This window comes from Streptococcus huangxiaojuni (genome assembly GCF_040930515.1).
Classification (GTDB): Bacteria; Bacillota; Bacilli; order Lactobacillales; family Streptococcaceae; genus Streptococcus; species Streptococcus huangxiaojuni.
Genome location: NZ_JBFQEG010000002.1, coordinates 191,164 through 208,896 on the forward strand (window position 1 = coordinate 191,164; position 17,733 = coordinate 208,896).

A 17,733-nucleotide genomic window follows, 5' to 3' on the forward strand; every position below is an offset into this window, starting at 1 on the left:
TGCTTGGGAAGGGGGCAGCAGATGATTATCGAAACAAAGCTTGGTCAATTTACAGCAGAAAAAGCAGGTCAAAGCAAAGATGGACAGCCGATTTATCGCATTACTAGTATCCCATATGCAGAGGCTGATCCCTTTATGCCGCCCGTTTTACGTCATAATTATCCTCAAGAAAAATTGATTAATTCCCTAGAAACTTTTTGCTTCCCGCAAAAGCGGATCCTCCGTTGGCCAAATCTTTTTTTAAAACACCATATGATGCGCGCAGAATGGCTCCCTGTCCATGATTCTTTTTCAGAAAGTGCTTTTATGCTGAATGTTTGGACATCGCAGATTGAAAATAAAAAACCGGTTTTAGTTTATATCCATGGCGGTGGGGATAGTGGCTCCGGTACCGTACCGATTTACGACGGGGCCAATTTAGCTAAACAGGGGATTGTCCTTGTAACAATTACTTATCGGGTAGGCCTGTATGGCTATCTCCCAATTATCGAAAACGGTACTGTAAACTGTAACCGAGAAGCTAAAGATCAGCAAACAGCTTTGCGCTGGATTAAAAATCACATTGAATACCTTGGCGGTGATCCCAATAATATCACTTTGATGGGACAATCCGGCGGCGCCCTGTCAAGTTTGAATCAGATCTTGAATCAAGGAGACGAGGGGCTGATCCATAAAGCGATTTTATGCGGCGGTTCCTTTATGCAGGCACGTTCACTGCAAGAAGGGGAAGAACTTTATCAGCAATTCTTAGAACAGAATCGGCTTAAAGATTTTGCAGCTTTGTCAAAGCTAAATATTAAGCAAATCCTCAGATTAAAAGGCCGAAAAGCTATGGCTGAAATAGTAGACAATGAGTTTTTCCAAGAGGCTCCTAAAACGGCTTTAGAGAAGGGACACTACCAACCGATACCGCTTTTAATAGGGTTTAATGATGATGAATTTTCCATGATTGAATTACCAATCTATTATAGAGCAATGGGGATTGCAACCAAGGCAGCTGATTTTCAAAAAGCCATCAAGAAAAAATACGGCGTCTATGCCGAAGAACTGGCGGCTGAGCTTGAAAATGAAGCTGAAAATCTGATTGATTGGCAGATTCGTATGATGGAAGTAGCGGTCTTTTATTCAATGAATTTGTATCTTTTACAGCAGTTTTCAAAACGCTGCCCAGTTTACGGTTACAAGTTTGATTATGTGCCAAATCTTTATCGGGGCTTACGTGGTTCATATCATGGAGCAGAAATTGCCATGTTCTTTGATAATTTAGATAAAATGGCTATACAAGAGACAGAACTTAATAAAGAGGAAATTGCCCTTATTCAAAATGATTGGCTGTCTTTCATTAAAAATGGTGCTATTCCGCAACATTCTTTGTATAATGAAAGTAAGCGGATTATTCATTACAGTCATCCAGTCAAAGAAATCTCTTTTCCGCATCAGGCTCTTATCGACCGCTGGGCTATTCCAGCGGTCTATGCAGGATTATTTACAGGCTAGATGAAAATGAGCTGCAGTCACTACACGTCCTTGCGATTTAAGTGGTTCAGGTTTTTAGCGGCCTACTATTTAGAAAATACAGACCTCTTATTGAGCAGGCTTAAAACGATTTGATTTATCAAACTTTTTTCTCTTCCTTCTAGCCGTCAGAGATGCGTCTGCGAAAATCAGAGATTTCGGACTTACCGTCAGCCGTAGCCGTCTGAAGGACGATTTTAAAAATAGGCCTTAATGTTTGTTATAGCCTTATGTGCAAGACGCAGTAGCCCAGTGGCACTTTATTTGCTTTTTCAAAGCTTTAAATTGCCTACTAGGGCTTTGCGGGGGTGGGACAACGAACTTTGTGGTCCGGGGTTCTGTCCCACTCCCTAGCCGTCCTGGCAGGGGTGCGCCTACGAAATCAGAGATTTCTGGCTTACCGCCATTTTCCTTTTGCGTTCTTAACGGGCTTTGTATCTTGTTGAACTGAACACGCCCTAAGAGCTGTGCAAAAAAGACAGCCCTCCCTTGAGTCTTTAGTGACTCATCGGTCAGGCTCCTATTTTTGCTTTGCTCTTTAAACGGGCTTTGTATCTTGTTGAACTGAACACGCCCTAAGAGCTGTGCAAAAAAGACAGCCCTCCCTTGAGTCTTTAGTGACTCATCGGTCAGGCTCCTATTTTTGCTTTGCTCTTTAAACGGGCTTTGTATCTTGTTGAACTGAACACGCCCTAAGAGCTGTGCAAAAAAGACAGCCCTCCCTTGAGTCTTTAGTGACTCATCGGTCAGGCTCCTATTTTTGCTTTGCTCTTTAAACGGGCTTTGTATCTTGTTGAAAGGGGTTGTTATGGAGGAACATAATCATCATTTTAATTTTCGTAATCAGTCCAGTAACCGGATTTTTATAGCTTTTTTAGCAAATTTTTGCTTTGCTCTTATTGAAATGGTTTTTGGCAGGCTTTTTAATTCCAGCGCTATTTTGGCTGATGCTATCCATGATTTTGGTGATGCTTTGGCTATCGGGACCTCCTATTATTTTGAACGGGTATCTAAGCGCAGGAGCGATTACAAATACACATTGGGGTATTTGCGTTTCAGTCTTCTGGGTGCCTTAATGACAGCTGTTATTTTGATTTTGGGTTCTGTATTCGTTCTTGTGGAGAATGTTCCCAAGCTTTTTAACCCAGAACCTGTTAATTACCGCGGCATGTTCATTCTTGGTCTAATAGCGATTGTTGTAAATGTTATCGCCAGCCGTGTGCTAAACAGCGACGCTTCTGAACATGAATCGGTTTTAAGCCTGCACTTTTTGGAAGATATTTTAGGCTGGCTTGCTGTTATTATTGTTTCTCTTGTTTTGCGCTTTACGGACTGGTACTTCCTTGATCCTCTCTTGTCCATTATCATTGCAGGTTTTATTTTAAGTCAGGCCCTGCCGAAATTTATTAAAAATTTGTCTGTTTTTTTGGAACGTTCTCCGGCAAATTTTGATATTAGGCAAATTGAAAAAGACATTCTTAAATTAGACTCAGTAAGGGCCATTAATCAGCTCAATGTTTGGTCGCTGGATGGGCGCAGAAACATTGCTATGGTTCACTTATTAGTGACTTCAGACTGCAATGAGCAACTGATTAAAGATCAAGTGCATCACATTTTTCACGCCTACAATATCATAGAATCAGCTGTCGAGTGTGATCATTCTACTTTTCAGCATCTGCATCACAGCCCGTATGACCGAAGGAGCTTTTAAGCTGCTGAGCGGGGGGTAAAAATAATAATATAGGATTGCCTTCTATCTCTTTTAGTATTATAATACTAAAAGAGAGGAGCGCTAGTTTGGAAATTCTTGAAGCATACAGACAAAAAACAATCAGTAAAATCACTTTAAAAGAAGCAGCAGAGTGCTTCAAAGGCAAGGCAGTTTCAGCATCTGAAAACGATGGAAATGTAGCTGTGATTAATCTGCGCGATTTAAATGAAGAAGGTCTGGACTATCAAAATTTAAAAACGATTGAGGCAGAGCCGCACTCACTTTCTCGTTACTTACTGAAAGACGGCGATGTTTTGGTTGCTACTAAGGGAACTGTAAAAAAGACCGCAGTTTTTACTGACCAGAACAGACCGGTCATTGCGACTGCTAATATTACTGTACTGCGTCCTAAAGATAACATTTTGGGGCTGTATATCAAGATTTTTTTGGATTCGGCTGTCGGGCAGGCTCTGCTTGACGAAGCTGATACTGGCAAGCAAGTCATGAATATCAGCCGTGAAAAACTGCTTGGTATTGAAATACCCCATATACCTTTGATTAAACAATTGTATTTAACCCGACGCTATGAAGAAGGTCTGCAGGCTTATCAGCGAAAATTGGCCCGAGCAGTTCAGGAATGGCGCCATTTAAAAAGCGATCTCGAAAAAAATCTATTTTAATATGAATCCATTTGAAAGAACTATAAAGACTGTTTTAGCGGCAATCTTTGCCATATGGCTGGCTGATAGTCTGGGACTTCCTAATGCGTCTTCTGCCGGTATTATTGCTATATTAAGTGTTTTAGAAACAAGGAAATCAACACTGACGATGGCTTTTCAACGGCTGCAGTCTGTTTTGCTGGCTTTTCTTTTAGCTGTCTGTGCTTATCTTCTTTTAGGTTTTCATCTCTATGCCTTGGCAGTCTATCTCTTCATTTATGTTTTTGCCGCTTACCGGCTTGGGCTTGAGGCCGGTATCGCTCCCAGTACCGTTTTGGTTATGCATTTATTAGCTGAGAAGAGTTTAGAACCTGACTTGATTTTTAAAGAATTATCCTTATTTGTCATTGGAGCAGGACTGGCCATGCTGCTCAATGTCTATATGCCGACTAAGGAGAAAGAAATTCAGGACTTTTACCACCGTGTTGAAGCACAGATGAAGGAGGTACTTTACCGTTTTGAAGAGCTTTTACTAAAAGGCAGCTGGGAAAATAAAGCGGAGCACCTTAACGAGCTGGATGAAACGCTGGAGCAAGCTTTGCGTCTTGTTTATTTAGAACACCACAATCAGCTTTTTCAGCAGACAAACTACCATGTCCACTATTTTGAAATGCGCCGTCAGCAGACTAAACTCTTAAGACAAATGGCAGATCACATCAACCACTGTCACTTAAAAGGCCGGGAAAGCCAGCAGCTGGCTCAGCTTTTTCAGGAAACAGCCCTCCAGTTGAGCGAGGACAATACAGGGCTTGGCCTCATAGAAGAAATTGAAAAGCTCCTGCTTGTTTTTCGACAGGCTGAACTGCCACAGACACGTCAGGAGTTTGAAAGGCGGGCGACACTTTTTCAGCTTCTGCAGGACATGGAGCGCTTTATCCAAATCAAGGTTGATTTCTATCGGGAAATATCTTAAACTGATGCAGAGTCTTTGCCTGAGACTGTTTATATGAATAATGAAAAAGGGGTTAAAATGATTAACTTAACTAAAGAAGACGGGAAAATTGTAATGATACACGCGCTGCTCTATTTTTTATGTGTCGGTGCGGGGACTGCAATCAGTATTTTGCTCTTTCGGAGTCCCAATATGTTCTATGCTCCGGCTATGACTGCTTTGCTGGCCGGCTGGATTTACTTTCACCTGCTGGAACAGCTGCCTAAATTTGGTCCGATTACCTTGATAGGATTTTTTATTTCACTTTTCTTCCTCTTATCCAGACATTATATTTTGGCTGCTTTTCCCAATCTTCTCTTTGCTTTTTTAGCGGACCTTCTTGCTCGCTCGAAAATGTATCAGTCACAGCCCCTCAATCTGCTGTCATATCTGCTCTTTTCCTTTGGGAATACTGCGCCCTTACTGGCAATGTGGGTATCCAGACAGGGATATATTGCCTATCTTTTAAATAAAGGGAAGGACATGGCCTATGTTAACCGGGTGATGTTGGATTTCACTGTCAGTAACGGCGCGGCCCTTTTAGGCAGTGTCATTATTGCAGGCTTAGCCGGAGGTTTGATTGGCAGTTGGTTTTTAAAACACCATAAAAAGTAAAAACAGTTTTTATGGGTCATATTCAGATTTAGCTTCAGTTTAGTCAGACAATGCAATTGGAAAGAACACAATGGAAATTACAATTCAGAGAGATGGATTAACCTTATTTGGTCTACTTGAAGGGACCGATAGAATCGAAAATAAAGAAATTGCTGTTTTGATGCATGGTTTTAAAGGCGATTTAGGCTACCGCAAAGGGGCCCTACTTGATGAACTTGTTCAGGCGCTGAATGCTGCCGGTATAGCAACCATTCGTTTTGATTTTAACGGTTGCGGCAAGAGCGGGGGACGGTTTCGGGATATGACTGTTTTAAGTGAGATTTTAGATGGCCTGAAGATTATTGACTATGTCCGTCATGTTATAAAAGCACAAAAAATTTATTTAATCGGCCATTCCCAAGGCGGCGTAGTAGCCAGCATGCTGGCCGGCTATTTGCCAGATGTCATTGATAAGCTGATTTTACTGGCACCGGCTGCGACCTTGAAAGATGATGCTCTTAAGGGTGAATGTCAGGGAGTCGTTTATGATCCCAATCATATTCCGGACACTATTGTAATTGATGGTTTTATGGTTGGCGGTGACTATTTCAGAACAGCTCAGACACTGCCGATTTACGAGGTGGCTAAAAATTATTGGGGGCCTGTTCTGCTCATACATGGAGCTTTAGACAAGGTAGTTGCTCCCCTTGCCTCAGAGCGCTACAATGCTGTCTACAAAGACAAACGGTACTATTTGCTTAAAGAAGCAGGTCACAATTTATCCGGGGAAAATAATCAGCGCCGGACAGTAAAAGAACTGATTAACTCTTTTTTAAGAGAATCAAAATAAAGGATCTCGGCAAAGAGAAGAGTTTTTGGCTGCAGGCATACCGATATTTAAATGCTGGCTTGTTTTTCCCTACTTATGGGAAACAGGCTTTTTTAGTTTGTTTAGCCAGTAATATTAACTATTTAAATCAGACTTTTTTAGAGTGAAAAACTTAGGTCATCTCTTGCTATTAATCCAACAGCGGCATTAGACAGACTTCCTTTTCTTAGGGTATAATAAGGAATAGAAATGAGGTGATATGATGCACAACACAATAGATTTAAGAAAACCTGTCGCAGAAACGATTAGGGAACATCCGGAAGTTAAGGAGATTTTGATTGATTTGGGTTTTAAACCCTTGGGCAATCCTCTGATGCTCAAAACATTAGGTCAGGCTACCAGCCTTAAAAGCGGCTCCAAGCTGACTAAGATTCCTTTAGAAACGATTAAAAGAACCTTATCCTTTCATGGTTATGATGTAATAGGAGATGACTGATGGCTGCTGAACGTATTGAAATTTTAAAAGATATTCTTTTGGATTTGCATCACGGGGCCAGTCCGGAATCAGTTCAGGAACAGTTTAATCAGCATTTTTCCGGTGTATCAGCTTTGGAAATCTCTCTGATGGAACATGAATTGATGTCATCTGATACAGGAATTACTTTTGAAGATGTTATGAGCCTTTGCAATGTCCATGCCAACCTTTTTAAAGGGGCAATTGCCGGTGTGGAGGTCCCGGACAGTGATCAGGAAGGCCATCCGGTCAAAGTATTTAAGGATGAAAATCTGGCTTTGCGTGCGGCTCTGCTGCGCATCCGCCGTATTATAAGCAACTATACTGATCCTGAAAATAAAAGTTATCAGACAGAAATTATCAAAGGCCTCCGGCACCAGTTCCAGCTTTTGGGGCAGTTTGAAAATCATTATGACCGTAAGGAAAAGCTGTTTTTCCCGATTATGGAAAGCTACGGCCACGATGCTCCGCCTAAAGTCATGTGGGGAGTTGATGACGAGATTCGGGAGCTTTTTGCTGCCGCCTCTGACCTTGTTCAGAAGCTTCCGCAGGCAGACATAGTTGAGCTGTCAGAGAAATTTGAGGCATTTGCCAAAGAATTTGAAGAAATGATTTTTAAGGAAGAATCTATTCTTTTGATGATTCTTTTAGAAATTTTCACTCAGGACGACTGGCTGGCTGTTGCAAGAGAAAGCGATGCTTACGGCTATGCTATTGTTAAACCGTCTGAGAAATGGCAGCCTAAGCGCCAGTCTTTTTCAGACAAAAATCAAAGTGAAACGACCAGTCAGCTGCAGACAGAATTGGGAGCTGACAATACTCAGGTCATTGAAACACCGGCTGGGCAGATTACAGTCAGTTTTACACCAAAAGAAGAAGAGGCGGAAGCTGACCGAACGAAACCCCAGCCTTTCGGCCACGGCTACCTGTCTCTGGAACAGGCTGATCTCTTGCTCAACCATCTTCCTTTTGAAATAACTTTTGTCAATAAAGAGGATATTTTTCAGTATTACAATGACAGTGTTCCGGCTGAGGACATGATTTTTAAACGCACACCAAGTCAGATCGGCCGTCATGTTGAACTGTGCCATCCGCCAAAAGTGTTAGACAAGGTAAAACAGATTTTCCAGCTGCTGAGGAGCGGTCAGCGGGATAAGGTTGAGATGTGGTTCAAATCAGAACGCTTGGACAAATTTGTCTATGTGACTTACGCTGCTGTCCGCGACAAAAACGGTGAGTTTCAAGGGGTACTTGAATACGTTCAGGATATCCAGCCCTTCTTTGAACTGGACAGCGACTATAATCGTAATCTTTAAGAAGTGAATGTCATCATAAAAGAGTTACCATTAGGGTGACATTTGCCAAATCATTTTAAATATAAGAAATCGGCAGCCTGTTTTCTTTTTCGTGCAGTCAATGGACCTTCAAATGTCATAAGGCGAAAGGTCTAGAGCGAAATAAAAATGCAAAATAATGTAATCCAATTAAAAGACATCTGTCAAAATAAAATCTGACAGGTCATGTTAGAATGTTGCTTGTTTGGAAAACGTTTTTTCGAACAAGATTTGGAGGTTCATTATGGAGAAAAAGACACATTACAAAATGCACAAAGTCAAAAAGCAGTGGGTAGTTATTGCTGTCACTGCTGCTGCAGTTTTTACTCTGGGAGGAAAAAGCAGTGTCATCAAGGCTGATGAAGCAACTGCAGCAGATGTTGCGGCTGCTCCTTTGGAGACAGAACAAGGTCAAGAACAGTCTGAGCCTTCTTTGTCTGACGAAGAGAGTCCGATACAAACTCTTCCTTCTTCCTCAGATGAAAATACGGAGGAGCTGTCTGGGCAGACATCATCTCAAGAGGAGTCTGCACAAGAATCTGAGGCTGAAGCAGGAGTCCAAGCACAGATTCAAGAAAGTCAGCAAACCCCTGAATCCGCTTATCAGCCTGTTTTGACAACAGAACAAGCTGTTCAAGCTGCAGTAAACGCTGCAAATACTGAGCAAGAAGCGTCTGAAATTGATCTGACCAATATCAGAACGATTGATGGAAAGCAGTATTATATTCAGGAAGACGGGACAGCCAAGAAAAATTTTGCCATCAGTTTAAACGGAGCAATTCTTTATTTTGATGCCGAAACAGGAGCCTTGACTGAATCCTCTGCTTATTGGTTTCAAGAAGGGCTGTCTGATCTGATTAATACATTTAATGCCAATAATAAGATTTATAATGAAGACGCAGCCAGTATTGAGACAATCAATAACTATATTACCGCTGATTCCTGGTACCGTCCGCAGTATATCCTGCAGAACGGAGAGTCTTGGGTGGCGTCAACTGAAAGCGACTACCGTCCGCTTTTAATGACTTGGTGGCCAAGTAAAGATATTCAAGTGGCTTATTTAAATTATATGAACGCACAAGGCTTGGGAACAGGCGTTTCTTATACAAATGAAACCGATCAGGCCAGTTTAACAGCAGCAGCACAGGAGGTTCAAAGAAATATTGAAATCAGAATTGCTGCCCAGCAGTCAACTGATTGGCTGCGTTCTATTATGAATGCTTTTGTCATTGAGCAGGATATGTGGAATAAAAATACGGAATCTGATACCTCTGAAGGCAATAAAGACCATTTGCAGGGCGGTGCCCTATTGTACAGCAACAGTGATTTAACCGCCTATGCCAATTCAGATTACCGTCTACTCAATCGGACGCCGACAAATCAGACTGGGGTCCCTAAATATTTTGAAGATGATGACGATCCAACAGGCGGCTATGAGTTCCTGTTAGCTAATGATATTGATAATTCTAATCCTATTGTTCAGGCTGAACAGCTGAATTGGCTGCATTATTTGATGAACTACGGCTCTATTGTTGCTAATGATCCGGAAGCTAATTTTGATGGTGTGCGGATTGATGCTGTGGATAATGTCAATGCTGATCTTTTGCAGATTGCTTCTGACTATTTCAAAGCTTACTATAATGTAGATGCCAGCGAGGCGAATGCGATTAATCATCTTTCCATTTTAGAAGCTTGGAATGATAATGATCCTCAATATAATCTTGATACTGGCGGAGCTCAGCTCCCTATCGATAATTACTTGCGCAATGCCCTTTTGTATGCCCTTGCCCGTCCGATTACCGATTCAAAAAGCGGGGAGCAGGTGCGGAGCGGTCTTGAACCGACCATCACGACAACTTTAAATGACCGTTCGGCAGAAGGCAAGTACACTGAACGGATGGCTAACTATGTCTTTGTACGTGCGCATGACAGTGAAGTACAGACTGTCATCGGTCAAATTATTAATGATTACATCAATCCCAATACAGATGGTTTAACAGGAATTACAACAGCTGAGCTGGAACAGGCCTTTGAAATCTACAATGCTGATATGAATTCGGCAGACAAGAAATACACGCAGACAAATATTCCGGCCTCCTATTCTTTGATGCTGACTAATAAGGATACCATTACTCGAGTATATTATGGCGATATGTATACGGATAACGGACAGTATATGGCCAATAAATCTCCTTACTATGACGCTCTTGAAACCTTAATGAAAGCCCGCATCAAATATGTTGCCGGCGGTCAGGATATGGCGATAACTTATGTAGAAGGCCAAGACAGGGAAAACTGGGAATGGGATTATAATGGCGTTCTGACTTCGGTTCGTTATGGCAGCGGTGCCTCAGAGGCAACAGACTTAGGGACTGAAGAAACAAGAACACAAGGGATAGCGGTCATTGTCAGCAATAATCCTTATTTACAGCTCGGCAGTCAGGATCTTGTCCGTGTTAATATGGGAGATGCACACGCTAATCAGGCTTACCGTCCTTTGTTATTGACAACTGAATCAGGCTTGGCACATTATTTAGATGACAGCCAAGTTCCTTCCGATCTCATTCGCTATACCGATGATAATGGCATCTTAAGTTTTGATGCCAGCGATATTGCCGGCTACAGCCAAGTTCAGGTTTCGGGCTATTTAGCTGTTTGGGTGCCGGTAGGAGCTCCGGATGATCAAGATGTCCGTGTAGCTGCCAGTGATGAAGCAACATCAAACGGTCAAGTGTATCAATCGTCCGCTGCACTTGATTCACAGCTGATTTATGAAGGTTTCTCTAATTTTCAAGATTTTGTTACCACTGATGCCGAGTACACAAATAAACTGATTGCAGAAAATGTTGACCTCTTTAAGTCATGGGGAGTAACTTCTTTTGAAATGGCTCCTCAATATGTCTCTTCTGAAGATGGGTCTTTCTTAGATGCCATCATCTTAAACGGTTATGCCTTTGAAGACAGGTATGATCTGGCTATGAGTAAAAATAATAAATACGGTTCCCAGCAGGATCTGATTAACGCTATCAAGGCCCTGCACCGAGAAGGCATTCAGGTGATTGCCGACTGGGTTCCGGATCAGATCTATAACCTTCCGGGGCAGGAAGTGGTTACAGCGACACGGGTCAATAATTTTGGTAGCTATCGGACAGATTCGGTTATTAAAGAGCTGCTTTACGTCGTTAACAGCAAAACAAACGGCGATGATTATCAGGCACAGTACGGCGGCGCCTTTTTAGATGAATTAGCAGCAGCTTATCCGCAAATCTTTGAGCGTGTTCAAATTTCCAATGGTCAGCGAATTGACCCATCAGTTAAGATTACGGAATGGAAGGCTGAATACTTCAATGGAACAAATATTCTCGGACGCGGCGCTTACTATGTTTTACAGGATGCTGCCAGCAATCAATACTTTACTTTAGATGAAAACGGCGTCTTCCTGCCTAAAGTGCTGACCGGACAAGAAGGTGTCACCGGATTTTATCATGATGGAACCGGCATGACATACTACTCTACAAGCGGCTATCAAGCCAAGAATGCCTTTATCAATGAAAATGGTTATTACTACTATTTTGATGAAAACGGCTATATGGTTACCGGCCGGCAGACGATCGGCAATAAGCAGTATTATTTCCTGCCAAACGGGGCTCAGCTTCGTGATGCTGTCTACGAAGACAGCGACGGAAAACAGTATTACTATGGTCCGCTGGGTGATATGTATACCAATAATTATTATGCTTTCGACAATCAATGGCGGTATTTTGACAGTGACGGTGTGATGGCCCGCGGTCTAATAACAATTGATGGGGTAACCCAGTATTTTGATGAAAATGGCTATCAAATCAAAGGGGAACTAGTGACAGATTCAGACGGCAATATTCGGTATTTCGATGCCAATTCAGGCGCCATGGCTGTCAATACCTTTATCAAACAGGGAGCTAACAACTGGTATTATTTCAATGCTCAGGGACGGGCTGTCAAAGGAGCACAGACAATAGCCGGTCAGCGGCTCTACTTTGATGAAAACGGTGTCCAAGTTAAGGGACAGCTGGTGAGCGATAGCAGCGGACGGATTTCTTACTATCATCCTGATTCTGGTGAGCTGGTAGTCGGCCGGTTTGCAACGACCGGCAACAATGTCTGGTATTACTTTGACAATAACGGCTATGCTGTTACCGGCTCTCAGGTTATTAACGGACAGAACCTTTTCTTTAACTCGGACGGCAGACAGGTAAAAGGCTATTTTGCCCAAGATGAGGCTGGTAACAACTATTATTATGATGCCAATTCAGGTGAGAGAGTGAGCGGTCATTTCGCAACGACCGGCAATAATGTTTGGTATTATCTGGACAATAACGGCTATGCTGTCACCGGCTCACAGATTATCAATGATCAGGTCCTCTATTTTAATGAAGACGGCAGTCAAGTTAAGGGAAATCTTGTAACTGACAGTAACGGCAACAACTATTATTATGATGCTGACTCCGGCGATATGGCTGTCAATACCTTTATTTTTGCTGATGGCAGCTGGTATTATTTTGGTGCAGAAGGAAGAGCTCTTACCGGTCTGCAAATGATTAACGGCCAGCGTCTGTACTTTAATACAGATGGCAGTCAGGTCAAAGGCGATATAGTCAGACTGGCGTCCGGAAGGGTCAACTACTATGATGCTGACTCCGGCGAACAGGTCCGCAACCAGTGGGTTATAATGCCAAATGGCCAAGCTGTTTATTTTGACAGCAACGGTGAAGGTATCTATAATCCTTAAACTATAGAAAAATAAGTTTTAAAAGGCATTTGGATTTTTCTGAATGCCTTTTAACGTAGGCAAAAAATGAAAAATAAGCTATAATGTAAATTATGATTACTGGAATTATCAATTTGAAAAAAGAAGCAGGCATGACCTCCAATGATGCTGTTTTGAAACTGCGTAAAATATTGCAGGAAAAAAAGATTGGGCATGGCGGAACACTTGATCCTGATGTTGTCGGTGTTTTACCGATCGCTGTCGGTAAAGCAACCAGAATTATCGAATATATGATGGATAGCGGTAAAGTTTATCAGGGTCAGATTACCCTTGGTTTTTCGACAACAACCGAAGATGCCGGCGGTCAGCTAGTGGACAGGACACCGGTGACAGACGACTTAAGTGAAAAGACTGTAGATCTGGCTATGCAGACTTTTATCGGTCGTATTGAACAGAAGCCGCCTATGTATTCAGCAGTCAAAGTTAAAGGCCGCAGACTGTATGATTATGCCCGCAGGGGAGAAACTGTAGAGCGGCCAGTGCGTCAGGTGTCTGTTTACGAATTTATCCGCACAAGTCCTCTGACTTTTGCGGATGGCACCTGTTCTTTTTCATTTAGATTGTCATGCAGCAAAGGGACTTATGTCCGGACTTTAGCAGTGGACTTAGGCGCAGTGTTAGGGTATGCCAGCCATATGTCTTTTCTTGAACGGACGGCCTCTTCAGGTTTAGAACTTGAAGAGGCCCGCACCCTCTCAGCAATTCAAAAACAGGTCGACAATAATGATTTTTCCTTTTTACTCCCCTTGGAGTATGGTGTGCGTCATTTACCCTCTGTTGACTTAAATCAGAAACAGGCTGATGATCTGTCGCATGGGCGCAAAGTTAAGCTGGAAAGGCAAGAAAAACTCTTAGTCGGTTTTTATGAGGACAGGCTGCTGGCTGTTTTAACAGCATATGATGAAGGAAAATATAAACCGCATAAGGTCTTTGTTTAATTTAGAACGGAAATAAGATGGAAATCCAAGAGATTAAGAATCATACAGAAATTAATGAGAGTGCCGATACTGTCCTTGTTTTGGGCTATTTTGACGGCCTGCATTTAGGCCACAAGGCCTTATTTGAAAAGGCAAAAGAAATTGCAGCGCGTGATTCGCTAAGAGTCGTGGTTTTGACCTTTCCTGAGTCACCGCGTTTAGCATTTGTGCGTTTTTATCCTGAACTCTTACTTCATTTGACTTATCCGCAAAAACGTTATGCGAAGTTTGCTGAATATGGTGTTGACAAGCTTTATCTGCTGAATTTTACAAGCCGTTTTTCACAGCTATCGGCAGAAGACTTTATTGAACAGTATACTGCTGCCTTTCATGCAAAAGCAGTTGTGGTTGGTTTTGACTATAAATTTGGCCATGACCGTGCTGATGGAAACTTTTTGAAGCAGCACTTTAATGGTGAGGTTGTGACAATAGAAGAGGTCCAGAGGAATCAGGAAAAAATCAGCTCTACCCGAATTCGAAAACTTCTGGCTGCTGGTGCAGTGTCGCAGGCCAATGATTTGCTGGGTTATACTTTCTCAACGCGGGGCTTGGTTGTTCATGGCGATGCTCGCGGGAGGACAATCGGCTTTCCGACAGCAAATCTGGCTCCCTTGGACCGGACTTTTCTGCCTTCTGACGGTGTCTATGTTTCCGATGTTCTGATTAATGGCAAAACTTACCGATCCATGACCAGCATTGGCAAAAATATGACTTTTGGTGGGACTGAGCTGCGGCTGGAGGTTCATATTTTTGATTTTGAAGAAGATATTTATGGTGAAGTGCTTGAGATTATCTGGCTGGAAAAAATCCGTGATATGATTAAGTTTGATGGGGCTGAAGCCTTGGTAGCTCAGCTGCATTCCGATAAACAAAAGGCACTGTCTTGGAAAAAGAATAGCCAAGAAGCATAAAATCTTGTATAATAATCAGTAAGGAATAGTTAAGAGGCAAAGAATGGTTACCTTATTTTTATCACCTAGCTGCACTAGCTGCCGCAAGGCACGAACCTGGCTCAAAAAGCATAAAGTTGTGTTTGAAGAGCACAATATCATTACAAGCCCGCTTAGTCGTGAGGAATTACTGAGGATTTTATCGTTTACTGAAAACGGAACAGAAGACATCATTTCCAGACGGTCAAAAGTTTTCCAGAAGCTGGATGTTGATGTGGATGAGCTGTCTGTTTCTGCCCTGATTCAGCTGATCGCAGAAAATCCCGGTCTTTTGCGCCGCCCGATTATTATGGATAAGAAGCGGATGCAGATCGGCTTTAATGAAGACGAGATTCGTGCTTTTTTATCGCGGGATTACCGTAAACAGGAGTTGCGTCAGGCAACTATAAGAGCTGAGATTGAGGGAGAAGATGAGTAAAAATTATAGTTATCCGCTCGATACAAGCTGGAGCACTGAAGAAATCATATCAGTGCTTTATTTTTTGAATCAAGTTGAAAAAGCCTACGAAAGCAAGGTTTCTGCTGCGGCCTTACTGGAGACTTACACTGCTTTTAAACAGGTTGTCACAAGCAAAGCTCAGGAAAAAACAATTGACCGTGACTTTAAACGAAGCAGCGGCTATTCAATATACAAGGCTGTAAAAGCAGCAAAAGAAAGAGGAAAGGGATTTATTTCTCTTGGAAACTAAATTTACATTTGCAAAAACAATCATTCGGGAAGCTGGACAGTTTATCCGCTCGGCCATGGCCGAAAAGCTCAAAATAGAAGAAAAAACACAGTTTGATGATCTGGTCACTAATCTGGATAAAGCTGCACAAGACTTGCTGATTGCTAAAATAAAATCGGCTTACCCCAAAGACAATGTGATGGCAGAAGAGAACGGTGTCCGACATCCTATTACAGACGGTCATGTTTGGATTTTAGACCCTATTGATGGCACCGTCAATTTTATTGTGCAAGGGGAAAATTTTGCTGTCATGATTGCATACTACGAAGACGGAGTCGGTCGCTTTGGTCTTATTTATGATGTTATAAAGGATGTTCTTTATGCCGGAGGCGGACAGTTTGGTGTTTATGCCAATGATAAAAAACTGCTTCCTTATCAGGACAAACCCTTTAATCGCTCCTTAATCAGTGCTAATTCCAGTATGTTTGCTGAGAATGTGCACGGAATCCGTGACCTAGCCCGCCAAACTTTGGGGGTCCGCATTTACGGCGGAGCCGGAATCAGTATGTCGCAGGTGATGTCCGGCCGTTTATTAGCTTATTTTTCTTTCATTCAGCCTTGGGATTATGCGGCTGCCTTTATTATGGGGGAAAAGCTGGGTTATCAGCTGCTGACCCTTGACGGGCAGAAGCCTGATTTTAAAAACAGACAAATGATTATGTTTGTTCCTAAGCAAAAATTAAAGACCATTAAGCAGTTTATAAAGTAGGAATGCAAGAGGAAATAAAAACTATATTTATATGAGATTACCTGAATCATTTATTCAAAACTATCGGCAGATCTTGGGGGAAGAGGCAGAAGCTTTTTTTACCAGTTTGGAAGAAGATTCTGTTTCTGCTTTTCGGACTAATCCTCTTAAGGCCGGCCAACAGCATTTTGATCAGGCTATCCCTGATACACCGTGGGGGCATTATGGCAAAATTTCTGGGAAATCAGCTGAGCATGTCACCGGCTTAGTCTATTCACAGGAGCCTGCTGCTCAGATGGTCGGACAGGCAGCGGCTCCGCAAAAAGGTATGAAAGTTCTGGATTTAGCAGCTGCTCCCGGCGGCAAGTCTACGCACTTGCTGGCTTACTTGGAAAACACAGGCCTGCTTGTCAGCAATGAGATTTCCGTAAAACGCAGCAAAAGTCTTGTCGAAAATATTGAGCGTTTCGGGGCCCAGAACGTCATTGTCACTAATGAATCTGTACGAAAGCTGGCTAAAACCTTTAAACATTATTTTGATCTTATTGTTTTGGATGCCCCTTGTTCCGGTGAAGGGATGTTCCGAAAAGAACCCGATGCTGTCCGCCGCTGGCACAGGACCTTGCCGGCCGAGTATGCAAAACTCCAAAAACAAATTTTGAGCGAAGCGATGCCTATGCTGGCTTACGGCGGAAGTTTAGTCTATTCAACCTGCACTTGGTCTTTAGAGGAAAATGAAGAAATAGCAAATTGGCTTTTACGGCAGTATGACACACTGAACATCGTCAATATACCCAAGATAAATGGTATGACAGGCGGTATTGATCTGCCGGAAGCTGCACGTATGTATCCCCATCGTTTTAAGGGTGAAGGGCAGTTTATCGCAAAATTCAAGGACCAAAGAGAGAAGCGGGTATTCCCTATTCGGTCAGGCTCGTCTAATTTAAACAGAGAAGAACTTGCGCTTTGGCAGGAATTTGCAGCTAAACACTTAAAGCGCCCTTTGGAGGGACTTCTTCAGACATTCGGCGCCAATCTCTACCTTCTTCCTTTAGGCCTGCCGGATTTGTCCGGCTTGAAAATTGCTCGAAACGGCCTGCATTTAGGGACTTTTAAGAAAAAGCGTTTTGAGCCCTCCTTTGCTTTAGGTTTGGCTTTAGCTCAGCATGACGTAGAACAGTCTGTTGAAATTGATATAGAACAGTTTAAGTCTTATGCTGCGGGAAATATTGTTTTCTTAGAAGGAAACTATCCCAATGGCTGGTACCAGTTATGTGTCAAAGGGAATGGGCTTGGGTTTGCAAAAGTTGTTAATAATACGGTTAAAAATTATTTCCCCAAAGGACTCCGTTTTAATGCTTAACTGTTATTGAATACAATTTCATTTAAAGTAAGAAAGCTCTTTGCAAAGGCCAGTCAGTTATGTTACTATTTGA

At 42.4% G+C, this 17,733-nt stretch carries 15 protein-coding genes; all 15 read left to right on the top strand.

The genetic code is table 11. From position 1 onward, the window contains the following. The first annotated feature begins 21 nt into the window (after positions 1 to 21). Entirely contained in the window at positions 22 to 1,497 is a 1,476-nt protein-coding gene (locus AB3329_RS02400; RefSeq protein ID WP_368394147.1) for a carboxylesterase family protein, read from the top strand. 826 nt (positions 1,498 to 2,323) lie between these two features. Continuing rightward, complete coding sequence (locus tag AB3329_RS02405; RefSeq protein ID WP_368394148.1) at positions 2,324 to 3,226, top strand: cation diffusion facilitator family transporter; 903 nt, start codon at positions 2,324 to 2,326, stop codon at positions 3,224 to 3,226. 86 nt (positions 3,227 to 3,312) lie between these two features. Further along, a complete protein-coding gene (locus AB3329_RS02410) occupies positions 3,313 to 3,906 on the top strand; it encodes a restriction endonuclease subunit S (protein WP_368394149.1) in 594 nt (197 codons plus the stop codon). 1 nt (position 3,907) lies between these two features. Further along, positions 3,908 to 4,858: an aromatic acid exporter family protein gene (locus tag AB3329_RS02415; RefSeq protein ID WP_368394150.1), complete on the top strand. Its 951-nt coding sequence runs from the start codon at positions 3,908 to 3,910 to the stop codon at positions 4,856 to 4,858. A gap of 33 nt (positions 4,859 to 4,891) precedes the next feature. Beyond that, entirely contained in the window at positions 4,892 to 5,491 is a 600-nt protein-coding gene (locus AB3329_RS02420; protein ID WP_368394151.1) for an MptD family putative ECF transporter S component, read from the top strand. Positions 5,492 to 5,561: 70 nt separating this feature from the next. Then, the gene (locus tag AB3329_RS02425; protein WP_368394152.1) at positions 5,562 to 6,320 is read left to right on the top strand and encodes an alpha/beta hydrolase; all 759 of its coding nucleotides are present in this window, start codon (positions 5,562 to 5,564) and stop codon (positions 6,318 to 6,320) included. A 241-nt stretch (positions 6,321 to 6,561) separates the two neighbouring features. Continuing rightward, on the top strand, positions 6,562 to 6,795 hold the full coding sequence (locus tag AB3329_RS02430; RefSeq protein WP_368394199.1) for a DUF1858 domain-containing protein: 234 nt from the start codon (positions 6,562 to 6,564) through the stop codon (positions 6,793 to 6,795). Then, positions 6,795 to 8,129 carry a DUF438 domain-containing protein gene (locus AB3329_RS02435; protein ID WP_368394153.1) on the top strand — a complete coding sequence of 445 codons (1,335 nt, stop codon included), beginning with the start codon at positions 6,795 to 6,797 and terminating at the stop codon, positions 8,127 to 8,129. The genes AB3329_RS02430 and AB3329_RS02435 overlap by 1 nt, the downstream gene beginning before the upstream one ends. Before the next feature lie 262 nt (positions 8,130 to 8,391). Then, the gene (locus AB3329_RS02440) at positions 8,392 to 12,915 is read left to right on the top strand and encodes a glycoside hydrolase family 70 protein (protein WP_438272888.1); all 4,524 of its coding nucleotides are present in this window, start codon (positions 8,392 to 8,394) and stop codon (positions 12,913 to 12,915) included. A 92-nt stretch (positions 12,916 to 13,007) separates the two neighbouring features. Continuing rightward, complete coding sequence (gene truB, locus AB3329_RS02445) at positions 13,008 to 13,892, top strand: tRNA pseudouridine(55) synthase TruB (protein ID WP_368394154.1); 885 nt, start codon at positions 13,008 to 13,010, stop codon at positions 13,890 to 13,892. 17 nt (positions 13,893 to 13,909) lie between these two features. Continuing rightward, on the top strand, positions 13,910 to 14,842 hold the full coding sequence (locus AB3329_RS02450; RefSeq protein WP_368394155.1) for a bifunctional riboflavin kinase/FAD synthetase: 933 nt from the start codon (positions 13,910 to 13,912) through the stop codon (positions 14,840 to 14,842). Between the two features lie 43 nt (positions 14,843 to 14,885). Beyond that, positions 14,886 to 15,299 (top strand): Spx/MgsR family RNA polymerase-binding regulatory protein, encoded by a 414-nt coding sequence (locus AB3329_RS02455; protein WP_368394156.1) that lies wholly within the window; start codon positions 14,886 to 14,888, stop codon positions 15,297 to 15,299. Further along, a complete protein-coding gene (locus AB3329_RS02460; protein WP_368394157.1) occupies positions 15,292 to 15,570 on the top strand; it encodes a UPF0223 family protein in 279 nt (92 codons plus the stop codon). The genes AB3329_RS02455 and AB3329_RS02460 overlap by 8 nt, the downstream gene beginning before the upstream one ends. Then, positions 15,560 to 16,318, top strand: coding sequence for an inositol monophosphatase family protein (locus AB3329_RS02465; RefSeq protein WP_368394158.1), 759 nt, complete (start codon positions 15,560 to 15,562; stop codon positions 16,316 to 16,318). Before AB3329_RS02460 ends, AB3329_RS02465 begins: the two co-directional genes overlap by 11 nt. A gap of 31 nt (positions 16,319 to 16,349) precedes the next feature. Then, positions 16,350 to 17,660, top strand: a complete 1,311-nt coding sequence (locus tag AB3329_RS02470) for an RsmF rRNA methyltransferase first C-terminal domain-containing protein (RefSeq protein WP_368394159.1) — start codon at positions 16,350 to 16,352, stop codon at positions 17,658 to 17,660. The last annotated feature ends 73 nt before the right edge of the window (positions 17,661 to 17,733 follow it).

Coding starts and splice junctions, on each gene's coding strand:
- AB3329_RS02400 (WP_368394147.1), top strand. CDS start 22: ATGATTATCGAAACAAAGCTTGGTCAATTTACAGCAGAAAAAGCAGGT.
- AB3329_RS02405 (WP_368394148.1), top strand. CDS start 2,324: ATGGAGGAACATAATCATCATTTTAATTTTCGTAATCAGTCCAGTAAC.
- AB3329_RS02415 (WP_368394150.1), top strand. CDS start 3,908: ATGAATCCATTTGAAAGAACTATAAAGACTGTTTTAGCGGCAATCTTT.
- AB3329_RS02420 (WP_368394151.1), top strand. CDS start 4,892: ATGAATAATGAAAAAGGGGTTAAAATGATTAACTTAACTAAAGAAGAC.
- AB3329_RS02425 (WP_368394152.1), top strand. CDS start 5,562: ATGGAAATTACAATTCAGAGAGATGGATTAACCTTATTTGGTCTACTT.
- AB3329_RS02430 (WP_368394199.1), top strand. CDS start 6,562: ATGCACAACACAATAGATTTAAGAAAACCTGTCGCAGAAACGATTAGG.
- AB3329_RS02435 (WP_368394153.1), top strand. CDS start 6,795: ATGGCTGCTGAACGTATTGAAATTTTAAAAGATATTCTTTTGGATTTG.
- AB3329_RS02440 (WP_438272888.1), top strand. CDS start 8,392: ATGGAGAAAAAGACACATTACAAAATGCACAAAGTCAAAAAGCAGTGG.
- truB (WP_368394154.1), top strand. CDS start 13,008: ATGATTACTGGAATTATCAATTTGAAAAAAGAAGCAGGCATGACCTCC.
- AB3329_RS02450 (WP_368394155.1), top strand. CDS start 13,910: ATGGAAATCCAAGAGATTAAGAATCATACAGAAATTAATGAGAGTGCC.
- AB3329_RS02455 (WP_368394156.1), top strand. CDS start 14,886: ATGGTTACCTTATTTTTATCACCTAGCTGCACTAGCTGCCGCAAGGCA.
- AB3329_RS02460 (WP_368394157.1), top strand. CDS start 15,292: ATGAGTAAAAATTATAGTTATCCGCTCGATACAAGCTGGAGCACTGAA.
- AB3329_RS02470 (WP_368394159.1), top strand. CDS start 16,350: ATGAGATTACCTGAATCATTTATTCAAAACTATCGGCAGATCTTGGGG.